Origin of the sequence: Methylotetracoccus oryzae, from assembly GCF_006175985.1 — a bacterium.
GTDB lineage: Bacteria > Pseudomonadota > Gammaproteobacteria > Methylococcales > Methylococcaceae > Methylotetracoccus > Methylotetracoccus oryzae.
In genome coordinates, this window is record NZ_SRSH01000004.1 from 181,908 (window position 1) to 201,338 (window position 19,431).

Genomic DNA, 19,431 nt, shown 5'->3' on the forward strand with positions numbered 1-19,431 from the left:
CAAGCGCACTCCCAGAGCCATCCCTAAGGGCTCCTATCATGCCACGGGTCCAGACCCTTGAACAGCAGCGCAAGGTCCGCGGGTCATCCCGCCAGCCAGCGAAGATCAAGGCACCAAGGCGTCAAACTGCCCTCGGGGGCGGCCTCCGCCGGCCTCAATGCGACGCGGGGACTTGGGAGACTCACAAGCCGCTCCGCGCGTCGCGCACGCGCCTCGTCCAGATCCTCCGGCAGGCCCGGATAAGGCCCCTGGACCGGCCGCCACTCATGCCAGGTGACCTCGCACACTTCCTCGCAGGCGGCGTGATGCAGCACCAGCCGGAGTTTGTCACGCGCGCCCAGTGTCGGATGAAGTCCCTGCCAGGGCACGAAGCTGCGGTAGCGCACACCGAACACCTTGACCGGCCTCCCCTCCCGTTCGGTGACCTGAAACGGCAATTCGATCCCCTCGACCTGCAGCCCCCACGCGGAGAACGAAAGTTCCGTCTCGCTCTCCGGCTGCAGCATCACTTCGAGTCGCTGCGTGCTCGAATCGACCAGCCGGCTGGTGCCCGCTTCCTGGCTGCCGGCGTCGCCGAGCAGCGGCCAGAACTCCAACGCGCGGCGCAAGCGCAAGCTGACGCCCTGAAAGCTCAATTCGGCCTGCTCGCGAAACTCATCCTGAAACAAGGCCGCAACGATCGACTCACCGACCGCGAGTCCGGCCGCCGCCAGATCCCGGAGAACCACGAGCAGATCGTCCTCGAGACAGAACGGCAGCGCATAGCGGTCGTGCAGCGCGTCGCCCCAGAACCGGAGCTCGACCGCCGGGTCGGAGTTCATCAGCATCGCCATCACAGCGCGGAGCAAACAGACCAGAGCGGTCGCACGCTCCGGCGTATGCTGCATCCTGAACGCCCGAAACTCGACCAGGCCGAGTTGGCCCCGTCCCGGCAGGAAGGGATTCCAGAGCTTCTCGATGTTGAGCTCCGCGCGATGGGAGTTGCCGACCCCATCGGTCAGAAACGGCGCGAGACTGCGCCACAGGATTTCCGGGGTCGGCTCCGCGTCGCGCGCCAACAGAGCCAGTCCCAGACGCAACTCGCGAAACGCATCGTCACCCCGTTCATCGACCCGAACGGACTGGCCCGAGCCGCCTACGAAATCATGCGCGAACAGATACGACAGGGAGGGATGGCGCTGAACGTAGCGAATCAACCGCGGCAGCAGCGCGTAGTCGACAAAGAACGGGCTGGCACCGGGAGACGGACCGCCGAGTGTGATCTGCCCCCCGCCTCCCGAATCGCCTACCGTGCCATTGAAGTAGAGCCGGTAAGGCGTGAGCTGCTGCTCCCGCGCCGCGGCATAGATCGCGCGACTGCGTTCCAGAAAAGCCGCAGCGGAACGGTCCGGAGCCGAATTGATCTCGATGACCGCAGGATCCGGGGTGACGGTCATCCACTCGACCGAGGCATCACTGGGTGGCGGAAAACCGGCCAGGATCAAACCGGGCAGGCGGAGTCCCGCGGCCGCGCGCCCAATGGCAGCCAACAGCCGCAGGAAAGTCGGCACGTCACCGATACCGGGCAGCTCGATTCGGGCAGCCGTCCCCGTCTCGACGACCTCCATCGTGATGATCAGCAGGAACAATCCCTCGCGCGCCAACTCGTCGAGTAACCCGCTCGCGGGAACAGGCACCGCATGGATGGACGGCCGCAACAGGCGCGGGTCGTCCAGTTCGGGCTCGGCGTCACCACCCAATTGGACGACCAGACGCCATTCGCGCTCGCTCGTGCCCGGTACGTCCCAGCCCCCAAGGCTGGCCTCCGCCAGCGCCGACCGCAACGCAGCGCGCAAGGCCTTCAGACACGGTTCCCGTGGAATGGGGTCGCTCAATGTCAACGGATCAGGCGGCCCCTGCCAGATCGCCCGTCCATCGCGCCGCCGATAAAGGCCATAGCTCCAGCGCGCCCGCTCTTCGCCAGGGTACTGGCGACCGATCGTGCGCAGGATGACCGCCCCTGGCGTCGCGCGATGGACCGATCGCACGAGCGCCAACGCGCGCTGCACCTTGTCTTCGCCCAGCGCTTCGTTGGTCCATTCCGGTGCAGTCGACCAGCGATCGGTAAAGGTGGGTTCGCTCCCGACCCAAAGGTCCACGCCGAGTCTTCGGAGGTCCGCATCGTGCGCGGCAACCGCTGCCCCGAAATCTTCCCTACTCGGCACTGCAGTTCACCTCGGTGTTGATGATTAATGGAAGAAAAAGTGGAAGCCGGGGTTTGGGGGAAGGGTCCATGCAGCAGCAAGGTCCGCTCCAGCGCGTGCACCGGTGCCTCCCCCCTTGCGAGGTCGGAATGCAAAGCTCACGCCATGCCCGCGGTTCAGCCAAGCACGACGATCGGAGTGTCCGAAGCGCGCTAGCACCCCGACAGACTGCACCAAACCAGCCCATCCCGGAACGCCCCCGACGGGAGGCGCTCAATCCATGTGCACGATCAGATTGTTTGCGAACTCCGAGCACTTGACCTCGGTCGACCGTGGCAGCAGACGCGCGAAGTCGTAGGTCACGCACCGCGTGGCAATCGCGCCATTCAGACCCTTGACGATCAGATCTGCCGCCTCGGTCCAACCGAGGTAGCGGAACATCATCTCGCCGCTCAGCACCACGCTGCCGGGATTCACGCGGTCCTGATTGGCGTATTTCGGCGCAGTCCCGTGCGTCGCCTCGAAGATCGCGTGGCCGGTGACATAGTTGATGTTGCCGCCGGGCGCGATGCCGATGCCCCCGACTTGGGCCGCGAGCGCATCCGACAGGTAATCCCCGTTCAGATTCAGCGTCGCGATCACATCGAAATCCTCGGGACGGGTCAGCACCTGCTGCAAGGTGATGTCGGCGATCGCGTCCTTGATCACCAGCCCGGCGCCCGGCTTCCCGTCCGGGATCGCGCACCACGGTCCGCCCTCGATCTCGGCCGCTCCGAATTCCTCCTTGGCCAGCGCGTAGCCCCAGTCGCGAAAGGCGCCCTCGGTGAACTTCATGATGTTCCCCTTGTGCACCAGGGTGACGCTGCGCCGTCGGTGCCGGATCGCGTATTCGATCGCCGCGCGGACCAGCCGCCGGCTGCCAAGCCGACTGACCGGCTTGATGCCGATGCCGACGCACACGTCATTTCGCTCGTCCCACCGGGCGCCGGCCGAAAACGCCTGTGCCTGATCGAAGGTTCCAAAGCGGATCTTGCCGAATTCCTTCGGGAAGCGCTGGGCCAGAAAGTCCAGCAGCGCCTGGGCATCCGGCGAACCGCCCGGGTATTCGATGCCGGCGTAGATGTCCTCGGTGTTCTCGCGGAAGATCACCATGTCGACCTTTTCCGGATGCTTGACCGGCGACGGCACGCCCTTGAAGTACTGTACCGGGCGCAGGCACACGTACAAATCCAGCAATTGCCGCAGCGCGACGTTCAGGGAGCGGATGCCGCCGCCGACCGGCGTCGTCAGCGGGCCCTTGATGCCGACGAGGTACTCGCGGAAGGCCTCGACAGTCGCCTCGGGCAGCGAGTCGCCGGTCTGCTGATACGCGGCCTCTCCGGCAAAGACCTCGAACCAGGCGACCGAGCGCGCATCGCCGTAGGCCTTCTTGACCGCCGCATCGAACACCCGCTGCGCGGCCGCCCAGATGTCCGGTCCGGTGCCGTCGCCACGGATGAACGGAATGATCGGCCGGTCCGGAACCTGCAGCCGGCCGTCCTGCATCGTGATCTTGCCGATTTCGGGATTGGTCAGGTGTGACTGGGACATCCGCATCCTCCGTGGGCCCTCGACGGAAACGCACTCCGGGCGCACCGCGCTCCGGTGAGCACGATTCTAAGCCAAATCCAGGCACCGCGAGCCCCCAATCGCCAAGCGCCGCTCGACCGCGGCTCAGCAGAACCCGGTGAGGTGTTTCAGATCGACGTGACGGGCCGCGAAGGCTGCTCCGACCCTCTGAATGTCGTCTACATGTTTCACCGAATCCATCACTTGCACCGTGGCCGGGTCGATGTCGGCCAGTCCCAGCCCCGCGAGGCCGGTCGATGTCACGTCCGGCGCGTAGCGCACATAGGCAAACTGCTTGGCCCCGGTCCAGTTCGACGCGCCGGCCGAGGCGCCAGGCGCCAGCACCATGTCGCCGATCTCCCGGTCGATGGGCAGCCCGAAACGGCATTCGCGGAGCATGCGGCAGGCCATGTCCCAGCCGGCCGAGGCCGCGTTCATCAGCGCGCCCGGAATGTTCTTGGCATGATCGATCAACCACAAGTCGTCTTCGTCCAGCTTCGGCCGCGCCTTGGCCGCGCTGCCGGTCCCCACCGAGACGACCAGCAGCTCGTCGACACCGCTTTTCCAGCCTAGGTTGTACGGTGCCGCGGTGGCCATCTGGAAGGCCAGGAATGCCGGGTTGTTGAAGGTCGTCACGCCACCGTCGACGAAGACGAAGCTGTACTCTTCGGGCGTGTCCGGCGCGAAGGTCACGACCTCGGGCGGGAAGAAGGTCGGCGCCGCAGTGCTCGCGCGCACGACTTGCCACAGCGGCAGATGGAGGTTGCAGTCCTTGCGGTCGAGCTGGTTGTACTTCGCCAGCGGGTTGTTGCTGACCGGCCAGGGCGAGTCGGTGGTGTGGTTCCGCAGCACCACCATCAACAGTGCGCGCAGCTTCGCATCGCCCAGGGTCGCCGTGTCCATGCCGGCGGCCAGGCAGGCGGCGATCGGTTCTTTGTCGGCCGGGAAGCGCGGTTCCTTGCGAGCCGGCGCATCGAGCATATGCCCGCTGAATAGCAGCACCTGACGCGGCTGCCATTGTTCGTCGGGGCGTTTCAACTGCTTGAGCGCGCGATCGAACACCGCAACGCCGGCCGCGACGGTCTCCGGGCGAAAGCCAGGATCCTGTAGCAGCAGCAACTGCGCCCGGCAGGAGTTCAGCGCGAACCAGTCCTTGTCGCTCCGCGCAATCGCTTCCTTGTACGCCGCCTTGACGCTGGCCGGGGTACCGGCCAGCACCTCCAGGTCGCCCAGCGTCGCCTTGGCCCAGAATAGTTCGCCCGGATCTGTCTCGCATTCGGTGGCGAATTGCACCGCGCCGGGCATGATCGCCATGTCGCGGTCGTACCGCGTGTCGCCGGTCAGATGCTGGTGCAGATGCATCAGGCTCAGCGCATTGGTACCCGAGTAGTAATGGCTGGGGCTGACGCGGTAAGCCTTGGCGTAGCTGTCGATTGCCGCGCGCAGCAGCGCATCTTCGTACGCCGCGTCCTCCCGCATTTGCTCAGCCGTCGAGCCGGTCCTATGCCACGCAACCGTCCAGGCATCCTTGTCAACCCGCGCCAGCAGCGCCCCCGTCTCGGCGTCCTGCGGATGCTTCTCCAGCACCGCTCCGTAGTGTTCGCGGGCCCGCTCCAGCGAATGCCCGGGTTCCCCGGCCATTGCCAACCGTTGCAGGCACATCCCCATCTCCCGAAGCGCCGCCAGATTCTCCGGGTCGATCGCCAGTCCCCGTTCCAGATGCTCCAGCGCAAACCGGAACCGCTCGTCCGGCACATCGCCAGGCGATGACAGGAAGATCTTCAGCTCGAGTTCAATCATCCCTACGGGCTATCCTTGCCCCGCTTTGCGAGTTGGTAAGCCCGTGAACTAAAGCAAGCGATCGAAAATCCACAGCGCCTCCCCCTGCACTGTTACGGCAAAATGAGTTCCTTCGGCCAGCAGCCTTTCCCATTCCTCCCGCGTATAGACCAGGAGATCGACCGGGACCGGCAGCTCCAGCGTATCCCAATCCAGCGGCCGTTCGGCGAAAATACGCGGGGTTTGCTCGACGATGACGATCAGGTCCAGATCGCTGCCGACGCCCCAGTCGCCGCGCGCATACGACCCGAAATAGCCGGCGCGCAGCAGTTCCGGATGGCGCTCGCGCTGAGCCGCGACCCAGCGACGCGCGGCGGCGTCGACCGCGGCCCGGTCAGGCCATTTGATGACGGACGAAGTCGAGGATCTCACCGGCATGGCGCAGCGCATCTCCGCTTTGCAAAGGGCCGTAGTGTTCGAATGGAGGCCCCTCGGCATGGCCGTTCGCGTAACGGGTCGCGACGGAGAAGTTGTCGAGCACACGGCCCTTTTCGATCAGATCCGGCGGGCACTCGAACGGCAATTCCTTCAGCAAGCGGGCGATCACGTGTCCCCAGGCTTCCTGGCCCAGCGATAGATGTAGTGCCTTGACGCCTTTTCGGCGGCCTGTTGCGCGGCGAAGCAGGCCCATTCGTGGCGCCCGGAGGTGCGGGAGTCCGCCGCCTGTTCCAGGTCCCGCTGCGCCTGTGCCCACCAGTCGGCTGCCCGGTTGCTCATCCCCCGCCCCTCCTTGATTCAGCGTCTTGCGGCTGGCATTGCGCATTCCGCCCGGTCGGGCAAGCTCACGCCGAGCGCGCGCCGCTAAGGCGCGACTCAGTAGCCTCGAAACAGGAAATCCAGTGCGCCGGTCACCGCTGCTTGAGCGTCCGCCAGCGAAAGCACGGGCGCGGTGAGCATACGAACCGGAACAGCGGCCAGCTTAGGCGTCTCCATCAGGCACTCCATGTCCTCGACGATGAAGACGGGGGTGAGACAGGCCGGAATCAGACAGGCCGGGAATCGGTCACGCCGCCGCAGCGGCACGACGACACGGGTGTCCAACCCGTCCAACAGGTCGCTCTGCACATCGAGCAGATAGGGAATATCGGACGCCTGCCTTCCGGTATTCCGATAGACATCAAAGCGCGCCATCGTCAGAAACTGCGCCACTCATCCAGGGGCAGACCGTCCCATTCGACGGTTCCGTTGTACGCGGCGATGAAAGCGGCGTGGTCCAACTGCCAGCGCCGCTCCTGCTCGCATCGAACCAATTCGCGCCGGTTGTCGTCACAGGCCTGCGAGATGTTGATGCCGAGTGCCTTGGCCTCGGCCAGCACATCCGTGGACAGGGCGGCGTTGGTCGCCTTTTTTGAACGTGCGTCGGTTTGTGACATCGGTAGGCTCCAGTCCGCTGTCGTGGGTATGGGCAATGTAGACCAACACTGAGCATCTTGTCTTCGGATGCCTGACCGTATCCCTTGCGGACCGGTCCGTGATGGGCTCGCGAGTGTGACAGTCAGCGGGTCAACGAGCGATTCAATCGGGGAGCCTACCGCCGTGCCCCGGAACCTCCGGGTCCAGCCGATACCTCGCGCCTTCAATCTTCGGCCCGCGGACAATGGGATCGGCGGCCAGCAGCAAGGGGGTGTCGAGGTCGATCCATTCGAAACCGCCGAGGCCGGCCGCGAAATGCGCGCTGAAGCCCATTGCGAGGCGGGTTTCGACCATGCCGCCGATCATCAGGCCGATGCCGGCGGTCCGGGCCAGCGCGGCGATTTCGAGCGCCTGCACTACGCCGCATTTCGCCATCTTGATGTTGATCACCTGGGCCATCGAGCCCCGCAAAATGCGCAGCGCGTCGGCCGGGCAGCGGCAGGCTTCATCGGCCGCGACCGGAACACCGGCCTCGCGCGCGAGGCGGCCCAATCCGTCCCAATCCTCCCGTGGAACCGGCTGTTCCAGCAGGGCCGGCTCGATTCCGGCGCGCCGCAACTCGGCCAGCACGGCCAGCGCCTGATCGGCGGTGTAGCCCTCGTTGGCGTCCATGACCAGACGGCAGCCGGGGTGGCCGCGGCGGATCGCGGTCAGTCGGGCGATGTCCTCGCCGGTGTCCAGGCCGATCTTGACCTTGATCGTCGAGAAACCGCGGGCGCGGTACTCGGCGGCCAGCCGCTCGGCCTCGTCGTTCGGACAGATCGGGATCGTAATGTCGGTGACGAGTTCGCGGTCGCGCCCGCCAAACCACTGGTAGAGGGGCATGCCGGCCTGCCGCGCCAGTGCATCGAGCAGCGCCATTTCGATACCGGCGCGCACCGAGGCCCGGTTCGGCAGCCGCTCGTTCAGTTCCTCGGAGATCGATCGCCAGGCGGCCGCATCGCGCCCGGTCAGCCATTCAGCCACGCTACGGGCGGCGGACAGGGCCATCGGCTGGTCCTCGGTTGTCACCGGTGGCAGTGTGGGCGCCTCGCCCCAGCCTACCGCACCACCCGCAAGATGCACCGCGATGGCGACATTCCTGACGGAGTCGACACGCGAGGATGCGATCGTGAATGGCGCCTGCAGCGGTGCGTCGAGCGGCTGGGCCTCCGTCCGGACGATTTCAAAGCAGTTGCGCATCGGTCGAACGGCCTATTTCTTCTGAAGGGGAGGCCATTCTAACCGGCGTAGTGGCAACGCCTACGCCGACCACGGACCAAGGCATTTCCGCGGATGGGTTTGTGCCATGCTCATGGCTCCAGTACAGTTGAATCCAGACAATCTCACGTGGGGGAAAACGACATGCGCACGCGGCGCCTCGGCGCAACCGACCTTGAACTGACGACGGTAGGACTCGGCACCTGGGCCATCGGCGGGCCGTGGGCGTTCGGCTGGGGCCCGCAGTCCGACAGCGACTCGCTCGCCACCATCCGACGCGCCCTCGATCTCGGGATCAACTGGATCGACACTGCGCCCGCCTACGGCCTCGGCCACGCCGAGACCATCGTCGGTCAGGCCATCGCCGGCCGCAGCGAGCGCGTGATCATCGCGACCAAGTGCGGCCTGGTCTGGGATGACCCGAGTACCCGGACCGTCGACCACCGACTGACCGCCGACAGCGTCATCGCCGAGGCCGAGGCCAGCCTGCGACGCCTCGGCGTCGAGACCATCGACCTGTATCAGATCCACTGGCCCGTGCCCGATGAGCAGATCGAGGAGGCCTGGCGGGCCATCGACAGCCTGGTCCGGTCCGGGAAGGTGCGTCATGCCGGCGTTTCGAATTTTTCGACAGCCCAGCTCGATCGCGTGCGGGCCATCGCGCCGGTCGCATCCTTGCAGCCGCCCTTGAGTCTGCTCGACCGCGCAGCCGAGTCGGCGTTGCTGCCGTACTGCGTCGACCAGGACATCGGGGTCGTCGCCTACGGTGCGATGGCGTACGGGCTGCTGACCGGGAAATTCTCGCAAGCGGCGCTCGCGGCGCTGCCGGCAGACGACTGGCGCCGCCAGGGCGGCCGTTTCCGCGAACCCGAGCTGAGCGCGAACCTGGAATTCGTCGAGGGACTGAAGCCACTCGCCACACAGCAGGGCCGGCCGCTGTCCCACCTCGCACTGGCCTGGGTACTGCAGCGGCCGGGCGTCACCGCGACCATTGTCGGCGCGCGAGATCCGCAGCAGATCGAGCAAACCGCGGCCGCCGGAGATTGGGAGTTGCCGGACGACACCCGGGCCGTGATCGATGCGCTGCTCGCGCGCCGCGCGAAGCGCCTTGGCACCTACCGGCCAAAGGTCCCGGTGTAGCCTGCGCATTCGCGCAGGACGAGCACGGCGCAGCGCCCCGCGATGGCCGGGCCAAGGCGCAAGGCGGGCGCGCCTCCGAACGGGCAGCGCGAGTTCGACCCATCGCTGATCTCTGAAGACTGGCACTGCAATACTCGATGGAACACCAGTACCCCGCCCTTTTCTCCGAACTGCTCGTCGTTTTCGTAGCATCGCTCGTCAGCGTCGTCGTATTCCAGCGGCTGCGGCTGCCCGATACCCTCGCCTACTTGTTCGCCGGCGGCATGATCGGACCCTTCGGACTGGGCTGGGTGGCTGACAGCAGCGACATCAAGTTCCTGTCCGAACTCGGTCTGGTCTTCCTGTTGTTCGAACTGGGGCTGGAATTCTCCCTGCCACGACTTATGAGCATTGGCCGGTCAGTATTCGGCCTCGGGTCGCTGCAGGTCGGCGGGACCTTGGCGGTCTTAGGCGCCATCGCCTACTGGCAGGCCGGGCTGTCCTGGCACAGCGCGCTGGTGATTGCAGGTGCACTTTCGCTGTCCTCCACGGCGCTGGTGGTCCGCGAGTTGCGCCACGGCAATCTGACCCATCGCCATCATGCGCAGCTGGCGATCAGCGTGCTGATCTTCCAGGATCTGGCCGCAATCATCGGGCTGATCCTGGTCCAGGCCTTCGGCACCGAAAACGCGCTGCCGCTGGCCGACCAGATCCTCGAAACCGTCGAGAAGGGTGTGGTACTGGTGGCGATACTGCTGAGTGCCGGGAAATGGGTTCTCCCGCACATCTTTCGTGAAGTCACGCGCACCCAGTCCGAGGAAGTGTTCGTGCTGAGCGTCGTCGTCATCATCCTGTTGTCGGCATGGCTGACCAGCACCTTCGGCCTGTCGATGGCGCTCGGTGCCTTTCTGACCGGCGTCATGCTCGGTGAGAACGAGTACCGCCATCAGGTCGAACTCGACATCCGGCCATTCAAGGACATCCTGATGGGGCTGTTCTTCGTATCGGTCGGCATGCAGATCGACTTCAGCCTGCTCGGCAACCCGACGGCCTACACGGTGCTCTTGGGCGTGGTGCTGCTGATCGTGCTCAAGGCAACGGTGACGACTCTCGCATCGATGCTGCTAGGCGAGCCGATCACGACTTCGCTGAAGACCGGCATCATCCTCGCGCAGGCGAGCGAATTCGGCTTCGCACTGCTGATCCTGGCACGCGAACTGGGCGTGATCACACCGGATCTCGCCTCCCGCATTCTGTTGATTGCGCTGGGCAGCCTGATCGTGGCCCCGTTCATGGTGCGGTACAGCTTCGAGATCAGCCAGTTGTTCGTGCGGCTGATTCCCGGTTCACAGTCCCCGCGCGAACGGGAATTCAGCCGCATCCCACCCAACCTCACCGATCATGTCATTCTGGCCGGCTACGGCCGCGTGGGACAGATGATCGGCAAGCTGCTGACCGCGAACGGCATCCCGTTCATCGCCATGGATACCGATCCGCATCTGGTCAAACGCGCCCGATCCACCGGCGCATCCGTCATTTACGGAAGCTGTCACCGCCTCGACCTGTTGAAAAGGTGTCACATGGAACGGGCTCGATTGGCGATCCTGACGTTCAAGTCACTGGAGGATGCGAAGCGCGTCGTCTCGGAAATCCGTAGCCGGGGCTACAAATGCCCGATCATGGTCCGTACCGAACACGAGGGCAACTACGCCGATCTGCTGGCGGCGGGCGCCAACCACGTGGTACCCGAGATGCTCGAATCGAGCCTCGTGATGTCGGCTGAGGCCTTGTTGCTGTTGGGTTTTCCCAAAGCCGCGGTCGACGAGCAGATCGCGGCAGAGCGGCAAGCATCGATCGTGCCTTCGCCATGACCCTGCCGGCCTTGGACGCACCGGACCACAGCGAATGGTCGTCGGCGGCCGGCTCTGCCCCGCGCGGCATCGTATCCACCCGGAGACGCGGTGCAATTGACCCTGGAGAACGCGAAGGATGAACAGCGAGAAACCTGTGACCACGGTTTTCGAACCCGATCTGGCTGCGCGCAAGCGAGACACCATCGAGTCCTTCCTGCGCTTCGCCGAGGGTCGGGAGATCCCGGCCTGGCCGCTCGAACTCTTTCTGGAGATCAGCAACGTCTGCAACCTGAAGTGCGCGATGTGTTCCACGTTCTCCGCGCTGAATCCGCACCGCTACACCGAGCTGAAGATGGCGGACCGCGGTTTCATCGATCTACGGAACGTGCAGTCGGGTCTCGATACCCTGCTGCAGCATGCCTTGAACGTACATTGCTTCGGCTACGGCGAACCCACGGTTCATCCCGATTTCCGCAACTTCCTGACCTACATCTCCCGCTACCGGGTCATGATCGACTTCTTCACGAACGGAATGTACCTGACGCACGAGCTGTGTGCTTTCCTGGTCGACAGCCGTGTGGAACGAGTGACCGTGAGCTTCTCCGGCGTGACCAAGGAGGAGTACGAGAACGTCTATCTCGGGGGCGTTTACGAGACCGTGCTGCGAGGCATCGAGTCCCTCGCCGCCGAGAAGGCGCGACAGCGCAGCGCCTACCCATTGATCGAGATCAACTCGTTGTCGTTCGAGCACCATGTGCAGCAGCTCGATCGGTTCGTCGACTTCATGGCCGATCACGGCGTCAACGTGATCCATCTCAAGCGGCTGCAGACCCAGTTCACGATCCCGCAGCTCAAGGGGCACGAGGCAGCGCTGCGTCCGTGGATCGAGGGAACGATCCTCGACCGCGCCCACCGCCGGGCCAAGGCACGCGGCATCGTGCTGTCGGCCGCGCAGTTTCAGATGACCGAGGTCAAGACGGACGTCGAGTGGCAGGAGGCCAAAGCTCAGCAGGGGCTGCCCACTTCATCGGCCAGCGCAACCGTCATCCCTATCAGCGATTTCAAGCGCCTCAGCCGGGAGTCCAGGCCGCCGCGACCTCCGGAAGGCAGCGCGGTCGAAGAGACCGATGTCTATCATGAGATTCCAGCCGGGCGCGTCCGCGAGTATCTGGGTATCAAGCCTGCGGCATCGGCGACCGACCCGTTCCACTGCATGGAACCGTTCAAGACGGTTTACGTCCGTCGCAACGGCTTCGTCAAACCCTGCTGTTTTGCGAATGACCGCGCACCGGCGCTGGGCCTGACGACACGCAGCAGCGGCGCCGAAATCTGGCGCGGGCCGCGTTACGAGGCTCTGCGCACGGGCATCCTGAACAACGAATACCCCGAGGCCGCTTGCACCTACTGCCTGAGGCACAAGATCGGGCCACGCCGGCATAGCGCCGAAAACAAGATCGACGCTTACCTGGCCTGGTATCGCGAGAATTTCGGCGAGCCGCTGATGCCGAGCCCGGTGGCGCGGCTGAGGGCACTCGGCGACAACCGCGACATCGCCGAGCGCTTTCTGCGGCAACACCCGGAACGTCGCGCGGCAGCGGCGACCCCGGTGCAAACTGCGCCCGAGCATCCATTGCGCCATCCCTGGGCCGTGAAACGAATCGCCGAGCGCATCACCGAACTGAATCAGCAGGGCCACACACTGGAAGACGTGGTGCAGGGCCACCTCGACGGCATCAGCGGCCGGCAGATTTTCGGCTGGGTCTGGTCACCGCTCTTCCCGCGCAAACGTTTCAACGTGGTGCTTTACGATTTCGAGACCGAGATCGGCATCGTCACGGCAGACCATTTCAGGCGCGATCTACAGCAGGCCGGAAAACACGACGGCCGGTGTGGATTTGCGTTCGAGATTCCCGAGGAACTCTTCGACGGCTGCGTCCACGGGTTTCGCGCGCGTCTGCTGGGAACCGACTTCTTCCTCCGGTCGGCACCGATGCTGATCGAACTGGCCTCTCCGCTACCTGACCGCAGCCCTGTCGACGCTCCGGCATGACAACTAGGCGAGTCGAGCTCGTCGCCGTGGCGAGCATCCGCCGAGCTGATGCCCTGTGCGGAAGGGGACGGCCTCAGTTGGACGATACAGCCATGTCCGAGCCGCTCGCTGCGTCATCCTGGCCCGGGCGCTCGAGGTAGCACCGCAGCGAGACGATCAGCTTGCGACAGCCGGAAGCGGGGAAACCCTCGACATGAACCTGCGGGTCGTCGGTGTCGAACTGCATCTCCCCCGCGGCGGTCATCGTCCCATTCAACGGTGACAACGCCAATGGGAACTGCTCGCCCCGCTCACCGATCGCGGTGGCCGCACGGACAGCCACGCGAGCGGGCGCGTTGAACGGATCGAAACGCAGGCTCTTGATCTCAGCAAAGCAGGACACGTCGAATTCCACCACCTGATCGCGGTCCGGCACGATCGGCTGAATCACCGACTCGGCTTCGTTGAAGGCGGATCCCGTATCCACGAAAAGCTGCGCCGAAAAGCTCGCATCGCTGATGAAGGTTTGCCCGGATACGGCCCTGAGCCAGCTCGCGTAGGCATCCACCATGCCCCGGAAATTGAGGTGCTTCGGATAGCTTTTTTGCTGCAGACAGGCTTTGCAGATCTGCATCGGATAGCGGCCGTTGCTGATGGCCTTTCGCACGGTATTGAAGCCGATGCCATTCCAGATCGCGCCGGCAGGATGCGCGTCGAGATGCCCGAGGTGGGCTTCGGTGAAGCCAAAGCAACAGGGCCGTATCGCCCCCTGCTGATTCACGTAAAGGGTCTTGAAGGGCTCGTAGCACATTGACGCCGGCGGCGTGTCCAGGGCCCTGAGTTTCAGAAACGGGCGTATGGTTTCCGGGGTTTGGTCCATCGCGGTCACCCGCCGTGTCCCGACCTCATTCCCCTTGGGCGGGCGAATCGGCTGGACGGCCCTGGCCAGCGACTTGAACTCGGCCAGTGGCACTGCCACTTCCGCGACCTTATCCCCCCACAGGAGTTGCCTGCGCACCGCCGCTTCCTGCTCCGGCGCGCCGACCCGTGTCACGTTGCTGAACTCGTCAACGAAGTGAACGCGATGTTCGGCGGCCACCCGCTCCGCTTCGGCAATCAGCTTTCCTTCGTGCCAGGGACGCATGACTGCGGCGTGGCTGTGGAGTTCCGGCAGGACCTCGGACATGTGCAGCGGCTTCAGGTAGATCGTATCGACGCCGCGGGCCGCCATCTGCTCGACGAAGGTCGGGAGTCGATCGACATGGTGCTGGAAGGCAATGGAGTTGATCTCGATCAACGGGTAGCGGCTCCCGTGGGCCGCCTTCAACTGCGCGATGCGCTCGATGCCCTCGAGGACGGTCTCATAGCGACCGTCGAGGTACATGTTTTCGTAGTCATCCTTCGTGGCACCGGAGAAGCTCACGGTAATCCGGAAGACACTCCGGTCGACCAGAAACCTGCACAGCTCGGGGGTCAGATTCATCCCGTTCGTGAAAAAATCGACCAGCACTTCCTTGTCCAGCAGGAAGTCCAGCAACTCCGCGAAGCGGGGGTGTATCGTCGGCTCACCGTAACCGAAGCAATGCACCAGCAGGGCATGCGACAACAGGGAATCCAGCGCAGCGAGATGATCGTCGGGCATGAAGCCCCTGTCACTGGACTTCAACACGAGGAGGCGCTTCGGATTCAACTCCGAGAACACGCTGCACATGGCGCACTTCATGTTGCAGACGTTGCTGACCTCGAGAAAGATCTCCAGCGGGTAGGCCGGGAAATCTCCTCCGGAAAGAAAGCGTTGAAACGAGTCTACGGCCTGCTGCTTCAGAGCCGTGAGGACGGGTTTTTCCTTCATGTCTGGGAATGAACTCCGGTTAGCGCTGCAAACGACCACCCGTGTCGAACCACACGATGACGGCGCTGCCGGCAGGAACCCAGCGGCTGGCCAGGACAAGCGCCGGCGGGCTCGCGCCGCGCTGCGCGGGGGCCCGCCCGGAAAGTCGTGACGTGGTACAGTCACGCCATGGCTTTCCAACGCGGCGCGGAAGCGTTCCAGCGCCACTCTCACCCGCCGCTCGGCGACTCGACCGACGGCGCTGACCGTATGCTAGCAGACGCCGAGACGATCGAGCGTACCGGCAGAGTCACGTGGGCTCGGTGCAACGATGTCGCGGCCTGAGCGCGGCCGCGAACGGATTCGCCGAAAAGCGGCGCGCATGTTAAGGCAGCGGTCTCGGTCCGGAGCCGCAGAGCCGAGCAAGGCATCCCCTTTACCCGACATTCGGCGGTCGCCAGCACGACGTTCCGACATCATGCATGGCGTCTCCTGCATGCTGACGGCCAGCCTGCTGTTTTCGATCATGAACGCCTGCGTGTTCGGCGCCACCCGCGCCGACCCGGCTTTGCCTTCGACTGTCGTCAGTTTCATCCGGGTGGTCATCAATCTGGCCTGCCTGTTGGTGCCGGCTTTGGCGGTGGGACGGCTCCGTCCGCTGCTGGGTGATCTGCGTCCCTCTTTGTGGTGGCGCGGAATCTTCGGAGCAACGGCACTGATGTTGTCGTTCGCCGCGATCGCGCGCATCGGAGTGGGAGAAGCCGCTTTCCTCCACTCCAGCAGCGGGATATTCCTGGCACTCCTTAGCCCGTGGGTTCTGGGGCAACACACGAGCCGGTGGAGCTGGCTGGCAATCTTCGGGTCGCTGGCCGGCCTGGCACTGTTGCTGAGCCCCCGATGGGAATACGGCCACTGGCTCGGCCCGACGATGGCACTGTCCTCCGGCTGGCTCGCCGCCCTCGCCTATCTGATGGTGGCGCGTTCCGGTCTGAGCAACACCCCATCGACCATCGTGTTCTACTTCTGTTTCGTAGGCATCCTGCTTCATCTGGCCTGCTTCGCCTGGATTGCGCCGCACTGGCCTCGCGGGCTCACAACGTGGCTCTGGATCGGCGGTTCAGGCCTCGCGGCCACTGGCGCGCAGCTGCTGATGACGCGCGCCTATCAACACGCACCGGCGGCGTTGCTCGGTGCCGTCGGCTACACGGGGCCCGTGTTCAGTCTCGGCTGGAGTGTGCTGCTATTTGGCCAGCGCCCGGACACGTTGCCGCTGCTGGGTTGTGCGCTGGTACTGATCTGCGGTGCCGCACTGCCCCTTTTGATCGCCCGAGCCCAGACTCCGCGCGACGCCGCGCGTGAGCGTTGAGGTAACGGACGCTCACGCGCACAAGGAAGGCGTGCCAGCGGCAGATGTGCAATGCGGGAAACACTGTATCGTCAGAGTCGAGTGGCATGTTTGTTTCGTGGCCGGTAGATTACGGGAGGATAAACCCCGTAGCCCAGAGCTTCTCGACCTGGAGATTCAATGCTGACCCTGCCCCAAGAAAAAGCACTTCGCGACCGAATTCGGCTGATAACTCTCCTGTTGAGCCGCATCCTGAAGCGGCAGCTCGACCGGTCCGTCTACGAGGCCATCCGGGAACTCCGGCAGGGTTTCATCGCGCTGCGTGCTCACGACGATCCGGTCAAGCGGCGCCAGTTGATGGCGACGATCGAAAGCCTCAGCCCGGACGATCTGAGCCAGATCATCCGCGCGTTCAATATCTATTTCAGCCTGCTGCATGTGGCCGAGGAAGTCTTCGCGCTGCAGGAGCGGCGGCGCGATACCAACCCCCAGAGCCATCTGTGGCGCGGCTCGTTTCACGACACGCTGTTGACTTTCAAGGCGCAAGGCGTCGAACCGGATGAGTTGCAGCGACTTCTGGATCGACTCTGTTACATGCCCGTGATCACGGCCCACCCGACGGAAGCCAAACGGCGAACCGTAAAGAGCGCGCTCCGCAATATCTTCCTGAGCCTGGAGTCGCTGGACGATCCCAGGGTTCAGGGCCGGTTTCGCGATGAGGCCATCGAAAATCTGCGCGACCGCATACAGGTGTTGTGGAAAACCGACGAGGTCCGCGCGTATAAGCCCGACGTGCGGGATGAAGTCCGCGCCGGCCTGTTTTATTTCCCGATCTCGCTGTTCCGTGCGACGACTACGGTGTACCGCAACTTCGCGCGGTCGCTGCGCGACGTCTACGGCGAGGAGGTCGCAGAACGGTTGAAGGTACCGACCTTCCTGCGCTTCGGCTCCTGGATCGGCGGCGATCGCGACGGCAACCCCTTCGTGACGCCGGAAACCACGGCGATGGCATGGCGGCTGCAGGCGCGCACGGTGCTCGAGGAGTATCTGCGCCGGATGGACCAGCTCGCCAACCAGCTCTGCTATTCGTCCTCGCTCTGCACCCCCTCGCCAGCCTTCCAGGAAAGTCTCGACGCCGACGAGCAGCGCTACTCAAAGACCGTATTCGGGGAGCGCGCGGACCGGTTCCGCCAGGAACCCTACCGCAGCAAGATCGAATTCATCCGACATCGGCTGCGGCGCAACCTGTTGCTGGTCGATCGCGCCATCGAGGGCATCGACATCGGCCACGAGGAGCCGGGCTATGCCAGCGCCCAGGCTTTCCTGGCGGACCTGCAGTTGATGCGGGATTCGCTGATCCATCACGGCGACGCCGAAATCGCGCGCGGCGAGATCCTGGACCTGATCTGGCTCGTCGAGACCTTCGGCTTTCACCTGCTGGAACTTGACGTGCGGCAGGAATCGACCCGCCATACCGAGGCCGTTGCGGATATCCTGAAGTCCGCCCTCGGCGCCGACTACGAGGCGCTGGACGAGCAGGAACGCCTGGCCATGCTGAGCGACGCGATCAGCAATCCGGTCGCCTTGCTCTACGACGTGGCCCGGCTTTCCGAGCGCACCCAGGAGACCCTGCGCTCGTTCCAGGTCATCGCTTACATGCGCCGCACCCTGGGTGCCGCGTGCTTCGGCAAGTACGTGATCTCGATGACGCACTCCGCCAGCAACGTCATGGAGGTCATGTTCCTGGCTGCGCAGACCGGTCTCGCCGGACGCCTGGCAGGCAACTGGTTCTGCCACATCGGCATCAGTCCCCTGTTCGAGACCATCCCTGACCTGGAACGGGTCGAGGGCGTGCTGTCGACGCTGTATCAGTTGCCCGTCTATCGCATGCTGTTGCAGGCCTCGAACGAGGAGCAGGAGATCATGCTGGGCTACTCGGATTCCTGCAAGGACGGCGGCATCCTGGCTGCCGCCTGGAATCTGTATGACGCGCAGAAGAAGATCGTTGCATTGTCGGAAGCGCATGGCATCCCGTGCCGGCTGTTCCACGGTCGGGGCGGCACCGTTGGCCGTGGCGGCGGCCCGACCCACGAGGCCATCCTGGCCCAGCCGCCGGGCACCGTACACGGTCAGATAAAGTTCACCGAGCAGGGGGAGGTGCTGTTCTACAAGTACAACAACCTCGAGACCGCCACCTATGAGATGACCCTCGGCGTCACCGGGCTCCTGAAGGCGAGCATGAGCCTGATTCGTCCGGCGGAGCAGGATCGCAACGATTATCTCGGGATCATGGACGAGATTGCCGAGATCGGCGAGAAGGCCTACCGCGACCTGACGGAAAGGACGGAGGCGTTCCTCGACTATTTCTACGAGGGCACACCGGTCCGCGAGATCTCGCTGCTGAACATCGGCTCAAGGCCCTCGCACCGGAACAAAAAGGACCGTTCCAAAGCATCGGTAAGGGCCATCGGGTGGGTCTTTGCCTGGGCGCAATCGCGCCAGACCCTGCCGGCCTGGTACGGGATCGGCACCGCCATCGAAGCGTGGCGCCAGAACGATCCCGCACGTCTGGCGAAACTGCAGCGCATGTATCGCGAGTGGCCGTTCTTCCGCACACTGCTGAGCAACGCACAGATGGCGCTGTCGAAGTCCGACATGGCGATTGCCGCGGACTACGCCGCCCTCTGCGAGCGACCGGAGGTCGGCAGTCAGGTCTACGCCATGATCGCCGAAGAGTACCGACGTGCCACGTTCCAGATCCTGAACGTGAGTCACATCAATGTGCTGCTGGAGGACTCACCCGCACTGGCCGTGTCCCTATATCGCCGCAACCCCTACCTCGATCCGCTCAACTATATCCAGGTATCGCTACTGCGGCGGCTGCGCGCCGCGCCCGATGACGCATACGGGGAAAGCCCCTGGCTCGGTCCGTTGTTGCGGTCCATCAACGCCATTGCCGCGGGGATGCGAAACACCGGTTGAGCCGATCGCCGTGATGAGCAGCGGGGCCT

General features: G+C 64.5%; 13 protein-coding genes and 1 pseudogene. 5 read left to right on the forward strand and 9 right to left on the reverse strand.

Annotated elements, in window-relative coordinates:
- Window positions 1-83 precede the first annotated feature (83 nt).
- The 8 genes and pseudogenes from BWR02_RS06030 to BWR02_RS06065 form a co-directional block, all read right to left on the reverse strand.
- The gene (locus BWR02_RS06030; protein WP_139556845.1) at window positions 84-2,204 is read right to left on the reverse strand and encodes a transglutaminase family protein; all 2,121 of its coding nucleotides are present in this window, start codon (window positions 2,202-2,204) and stop codon (window positions 84-86) included.
- A gap of 252 nt (window positions 2,205-2,456) precedes the next feature.
- On the reverse strand, window positions 2,457-3,773 hold the full coding sequence (icd, locus tag BWR02_RS06035; protein ID WP_139556846.1) for an NADP-dependent isocitrate dehydrogenase: 1,317 nt from the start codon (window positions 3,771-3,773) through the stop codon (window positions 2,457-2,459).
- Between the two features lie 123 nt (window positions 3,774-3,896).
- Window positions 3,897-5,591 (reverse strand): tetratricopeptide repeat-containing protein, encoded by a 1,695-nt coding sequence (locus BWR02_RS21230; protein ID WP_236101967.1) that lies wholly within the window; start codon window positions 5,589-5,591, stop codon window positions 3,897-3,899.
- A gap of 48 nt (window positions 5,592-5,639) precedes the next feature.
- Window positions 5,640-6,008 (reverse strand): nucleotidyltransferase domain-containing protein, encoded by a 369-nt coding sequence (locus BWR02_RS06045; RefSeq protein ID WP_139556847.1) that lies wholly within the window; start codon window positions 6,006-6,008, stop codon window positions 5,640-5,642.
- Window positions 5,965-6,347 (reverse strand): annotated as a pseudogene (locus BWR02_RS21620) (HEPN domain-containing protein). The gene BWR02_RS06045 and the pseudogene BWR02_RS21620 overlap by 44 nt, the downstream one beginning before the upstream one ends.
- A gap of 96 nt (window positions 6,348-6,443) precedes the next feature.
- Window positions 6,444-6,761, reverse strand: a complete 318-nt coding sequence (locus BWR02_RS06055) for a CcdB family protein (protein WP_139556848.1) — start codon at window positions 6,759-6,761, stop codon at window positions 6,444-6,446.
- A gap of 2 nt (window positions 6,762-6,763) precedes the next feature.
- The gene (locus BWR02_RS06060; RefSeq protein WP_139556849.1) at window positions 6,764-7,003 is read right to left on the reverse strand and encodes a type II toxin-antitoxin system CcdA family antitoxin; all 240 of its coding nucleotides are present in this window, start codon (window positions 7,001-7,003) and stop codon (window positions 6,764-6,766) included.
- Window positions 7,004-7,145: 142 nt separating this feature from the next.
- Complete coding sequence (locus BWR02_RS06065; protein ID WP_139556850.1) at window positions 7,146-8,225, reverse strand: dipeptide epimerase; 1,080 nt, start codon at window positions 8,223-8,225, stop codon at window positions 7,146-7,148.
- A gap of 162 nt (window positions 8,226-8,387) precedes the next feature.
- On the opposite strand from BWR02_RS06065, the gene BWR02_RS06070 reads away from it, so the two are divergent.
- From BWR02_RS06070 to BWR02_RS06080, 3 genes are all read left to right on the forward strand, one after another.
- Window positions 8,388-9,383, forward strand: a complete 996-nt coding sequence (locus BWR02_RS06070; protein WP_139556851.1) for an aldo/keto reductase — start codon at window positions 8,388-8,390, stop codon at window positions 9,381-9,383.
- A 137-nt stretch (window positions 9,384-9,520) separates the two neighbouring features.
- Window positions 9,521-11,233, forward strand: coding sequence for a cation:proton antiporter (locus BWR02_RS06075; protein ID WP_139556852.1), 1,713 nt, complete (start codon window positions 9,521-9,523; stop codon window positions 11,231-11,233).
- A gap of 118 nt (window positions 11,234-11,351) precedes the next feature.
- Window positions 11,352-13,265 (forward strand): radical SAM protein, encoded by a 1,914-nt coding sequence (locus tag BWR02_RS06080; RefSeq protein ID WP_139556853.1) that lies wholly within the window; start codon window positions 11,352-11,354, stop codon window positions 13,263-13,265.
- A 73-nt stretch (window positions 13,266-13,338) separates the two neighbouring features.
- Here the strand turns inward: BWR02_RS06080 and BWR02_RS06085 are convergent, their stop codons facing one another.
- Window positions 13,339-15,096, reverse strand: a complete 1,758-nt coding sequence (locus BWR02_RS06085) for a radical SAM/SPASM domain-containing protein (protein ID WP_139556854.1) — start codon at window positions 15,094-15,096, stop codon at window positions 13,339-13,341.
- Window positions 15,097-15,553: 457 nt separating this feature from the next.
- Between BWR02_RS06085 and BWR02_RS06090 the strand changes: the two genes are divergently transcribed.
- Together BWR02_RS06090 and ppc are read left to right on the forward strand one after the other, a co-directional pair.
- The gene (locus BWR02_RS06090; RefSeq protein ID WP_236101973.1) at window positions 15,554-16,441 is read left to right on the forward strand and encodes a DMT family transporter; all 888 of its coding nucleotides are present in this window, start codon (window positions 15,554-15,556) and stop codon (window positions 16,439-16,441) included.
- Window positions 16,442-16,600: 159 nt separating this feature from the next.
- Window positions 16,601-19,402 carry a phosphoenolpyruvate carboxylase gene (gene ppc, locus BWR02_RS06095; RefSeq protein WP_139556855.1) on the forward strand — a complete coding sequence of 934 codons (2,802 nt, stop codon included), beginning with the start codon at window positions 16,601-16,603 and terminating at the stop codon, window positions 19,400-19,402.
- The last annotated feature ends 29 nt before the right edge of the window (window positions 19,403-19,431 follow it).

Excerpts from the sequence above, each read along its gene's own strand:
- icd (WP_139556846.1), bottom strand. The coding sequence starts at position 3,773 with ATGTCCCAGTCACACCTGACCAATCCCGAAATCGGCAAGATCACGATG.
- BWR02_RS21230 (WP_236101967.1), bottom strand. The coding sequence starts at position 5,591 with ATGATTGAACTCGAGCTGAAGATCTTCCTGTCATCGCCTGGCGATGTG.
- BWR02_RS06045 (WP_139556847.1), bottom strand. The coding sequence starts at position 6,008 with ATGCCGGTGAGATCCTCGACTTCGTCCGTCATCAAATGGCCTGACCGG.
- BWR02_RS06055 (WP_139556848.1), bottom strand. The coding sequence starts at position 6,761 with ATGGCGCGCTTTGATGTCTATCGGAATACCGGAAGGCAGGCGTCCGAT.
- BWR02_RS06060 (WP_139556849.1), bottom strand. The coding sequence starts at position 7,003 with ATGTCACAAACCGACGCACGTTCAAAAAAGGCGACCAACGCCGCCCTG.
- BWR02_RS06065 (WP_139556850.1), bottom strand. The coding sequence starts at position 8,225 with ATGCGCAACTGCTTTGAAATCGTCCGGACGGAGGCCCAGCCGCTCGAC.
- BWR02_RS06070 (WP_139556851.1), top strand. The coding sequence starts at position 8,388 with ATGCGCACGCGGCGCCTCGGCGCAACCGACCTTGAACTGACGACGGTA.
- BWR02_RS06075 (WP_139556852.1), top strand. The coding sequence starts at position 9,521 with ATGGAACACCAGTACCCCGCCCTTTTCTCCGAACTGCTCGTCGTTTTC.
- BWR02_RS06080 (WP_139556853.1), top strand. The coding sequence starts at position 11,352 with ATGAACAGCGAGAAACCTGTGACCACGGTTTTCGAACCCGATCTGGCT.
- BWR02_RS06085 (WP_139556854.1), bottom strand. The coding sequence starts at position 15,096 with ATGAAGGAAAAACCCGTCCTCACGGCTCTGAAGCAGCAGGCCGTAGAC.
- BWR02_RS06090 (WP_236101973.1), top strand. The coding sequence starts at position 15,554 with ATGCATGGCGTCTCCTGCATGCTGACGGCCAGCCTGCTGTTTTCGATC.
- ppc (WP_139556855.1), top strand. The coding sequence starts at position 16,601 with ATGCTGACCCTGCCCCAAGAAAAAGCACTTCGCGACCGAATTCGGCTG.